Annotated in this window: 3 protein-coding genes; all 3 read right to left on the reverse strand. The window is 76.1% G+C overall.

The window, feature by feature from the left end; genetic code table 11:
* On the reverse strand, nt 1-1,128 hold a 1,128-nt coding region (locus tag KS423_RS41750; RefSeq protein WP_224284936.1), incomplete at its 3' end, for a DUF4157 domain-containing protein.
* Entirely contained in the window at nt 1,125-1,475 is a 351-nt protein-coding gene (locus KS423_RS41755; RefSeq protein WP_224284937.1) for a hypothetical protein, read from the reverse strand. The genes KS423_RS41750 and KS423_RS41755, both read right to left, overlap by 4 nt.
* A partial coding sequence (locus tag KS423_RS41760) for an ATP-binding protein (RefSeq protein ID WP_224284938.1) occupies nt 1,466-3,255 on the reverse strand: 1,790 nt, incomplete at its 5' end. The genes KS423_RS41755 and KS423_RS41760, both read right to left, overlap by 10 nt.

A 3,255-nucleotide genomic window follows, 5' to 3' on the forward strand; every position in this document is an offset into this window, starting at 1 on the left:
CGTCGCGGGCGCCTCCTCGACGGCGGGAGGCTGTGCGTCGGCGGCGGGCTGGGTCTGACCGGCCTCCGGCTGCGGAGCCGGCTGCGCGCCCGGTGGAGTCTGCGCGGCCTCGCCCGCCGCGGGCTGGGCCTGCCCCTCCTGCTGCTCGTCCTGCTGCTCCGGGCGCTCCTGGTCGTCCTTGCCTTCCTTGCCGCCGTGCCCCTTGCGGCGCTTGCGCCGGCCCTTCGGGTCGTCCGACTGCCGTGCCTCCTCGTCGAGTTGACGTTTCCGGTCCTGCTCGTCTCGGTCCTGCCCCTCCGGCTGCTCGCGCTCGTCGGTGGCCCGGTCGGCGGCATCGGTGACCGGCTCGGGCGTCTGCGCGCCGTCCACGTCGGCCGGGCGGTGCTCGGCGGCCTCGACCAGCTCCAGCACCCGGGTGTAGTCCGACGAAGGCAGCCGGTCCGCCAGCCGGGAAAGCACGGAGGCCTGCAACTCCGGTGCGAAGCGGGCGAGTTGCAGGCGGACCCGGCCGGAGGAGTCGGTCGGGTCCCCGCGCAGCGAGCGCAGGATGCCGGCTGCCAGTCGGTCGACCAGGGTGGCCGGATCGAGCCGCTCGGTGCGGAACCGGTCGGCGTCGACGGTCGCGTAGCGGAGCCAGCCCGGCGTGGCGCCCGGCGTCGCCGCCGCCGGCCGGTCCTCGCGCGCGCCGTGCTCCGCCTCCCGTTCGATCGCGTCCTGCGGCAGGCTGACCGCGCCCAGGTCACGGCCGGCCCGCAGCGCGCCGAGCGGGTTCGGGGCCTGGACGGTGTGCAGCAGCTCGTGGGTGAGCAGCCGCCGGCCGTCCTCACCGGCCGGCCGGTACTTGCCCTCGCCGAAGAAGAGGTCCGGACCGACGGCGACGGCGTCCGCGCCGATCAGCTCGGTCAGCGCGGCGGAGTCCCGGTCGGTGTGCACCCGGACCCGGCTGAGGTCGTGCCCGAGCCGCGCCTCCAACTCCCGGCGCACGCCCGGGTCCAGCGGCTGGCCCGCGCCGGAGACGATCTCCTTCGGCTCGGGCGTGCGGGCCTTCGGCGCCCGCGTCTTGCGCCGGGTCGCGCCCTGCTTGGCGTCCTGCCCGGAATCCCGGGCAGGAGCGTTCAGCCGGCTCATGTCCGCCCCCGCTCCGGAGCCCGGCCACCGCCGGACAGCCCGGTGTGCACGGCGCGGGCGAGCGCCTCGCCGAGCCGCTGCGCCGAGGCGTCAGCCGGCAGCGGCGGCAGCCCGGAGAGCAGGTCCAGCGCGTGGTCGCCGTCGACCGCGAGCGGCACGCCGCGCGTCTCGACCAGGCGGGTCAGCTCGCTCCGGAACGCCGCCGTCAGCCGCTCGTGGTCGATCCGCGCGAAGCCGTCGAGGACCAGCTCGCCGATCTCGACCTCGATCCGCCCGGCACCGCCCGTCCCCGCGCTGCCCGGCTCGGTGCTGCGCCGCCCGATCCCGGGCCCCTCGGTCAGATCCATCCGGAGACCTCCGAGGGCGACAGCGAGCGCTCCAGCTTGAGGTACTCGGTGCGCGCGGCGGCCAGCAGGTGCCGCATCTGCATCGGGCAGTCCTCGTCGGCGGCCAGGAAGGCGGCGGACAGCGCGATGTTGCGGATGGAGCCGCCCGCCACGGTGAGCTGGGCGAGCCGCTCCGGATCGACGTCCTGGCTGGGGGTCTGCGCGGGGATGACCCGCCGCCAGATCTCGGCGCGCTCCGGCACTCCGGGGAACGGGAAGTCGGCCACGAACCTGATTCGCCGCATGAACGCAGGGTCCAGCGCCTTCTTCATGTTGGTGGTGAGCACGGCCAGGCCCCGGTAGGCCTCCATCCGCATCAGCAGGTAGCTGACCTCCAGGTTGGCGTAGCGGTCATGGCTGTCCTTGATCTCGCTGCGCTTGCCGAACAGCGCGTCGGCCTCGTCGAACAGCAGCAGCGCGCCGCCGCGTTCGGCCGCGTCGAAGACCCGCCGGAGGTTCTTCTCGGTCTCGCCGATGTACTTGCTGACGACCTGGGAGAGGTCGATGACGAACAGGTCCACGCCGAGCTGCCCGGCGACGACTTCGGCCGCCAGCGTCTTCCCGGTGCCCGATCCGCCGGCGAACAGCGCGGTCACGCCGAGGCCGCGGCGCAGCACCGACTCGAAGCCCCACTCCTGGTAGACCGTGCCGCGCCGGCGGACGTGGGCGACGATCTCGCGCAGCGTCGCGAGCTGGCGTTCCTCAAGGACCAGGTCGTCCCAGGCGGCGCGCGGCTCGACCCGCCGGCCCAGCTCGTCCAGGGACATCCGGGCTTCCGCCAGCCCGGCGTGCCAGGCCAGTCGGCTGACGTCCGCACCCTCCCCGCCGTCCGCACCCTCCGCGCCGTCCGCGCTGTCCCCGCCGTTGCCGCGGGATTCGGCAGCCCGCCGGGCGGTCGCGGCGGCCGAGCGGATCACATGGCCGGGCAGCGAGAACTGCGCGGCCAGCGCGCGGAGTCCGCCCTCGGTGACCCCCGGCGCACCGTCCAGCGCCTCGGCCCAGATCCCCAGCTGCTCCTCGGGGCCGAGCGGGGGCACGGTCAGCCTGGTACGGTCCGAGGCCCCGGCGGGCGGGGGCTCGTCGCCGGACACGACCAGCGGCACCGCGAGGCCGGCGAGGAAGGCCTCCGCGCCGTTCGGGGCCTGCGGACGCTCCAGGCGGCCCGGCTCCCCGCTCTCCACCAGCAGTGCGGCCGGGATCAGGATCGCCTCGCGCTGCCACAGCCGGGCGAGTTGCTCGCGCTCGGCGGGCTCGGTGGGCAGGTCCTCGCGGTGCGCGGCGTAGAGGCCGAGTCCGGCGCGGTGGGCTGCCTCCGCCGCGATCTCCCAGCGGGTGCGGCGGTCGGCGCCGGTCAGCTCGGTGTGCGGCGGGCCGGACAGCCCGGCCGAGGTCCACCCCCGCGCCAGCGCGGCGGCGCACCGCTCGTGCGGGCCGGGCAGCCCGTCGGGCGGTCCTACCCGGGTGAGCAGGCCGTGCAGCCGCACGTCCAGGTACGGCACGCCGACCAGGAAGTGCAGCACCCGCTCGTCGATCCGCAGCCGGGAGGCGGTGAGCGCCGTCTCGTCGTCGAGTTCGACCAGCCGGAAGCGGCGCAGCGGGCCCACCGGGGTGAGCGCGCTCCAGTGCGGCTGGTCCAGGGCGGCGAGGGCGAGGGAGAAGGTCGGGTACGCGCGCCCCGGGTCGCCGCCCGCCGCGGCGCACCGGGCGGCGGCCGTGGGGTCGATCGCGGGGGCGGAGGTCA

The organism is Streptomyces sp. LS1784, assembly GCF_020103755.1.
Taxonomy (GTDB): Bacteria; Actinomycetota; Actinomycetes; order Streptomycetales; family Streptomycetaceae; genus Kitasatospora.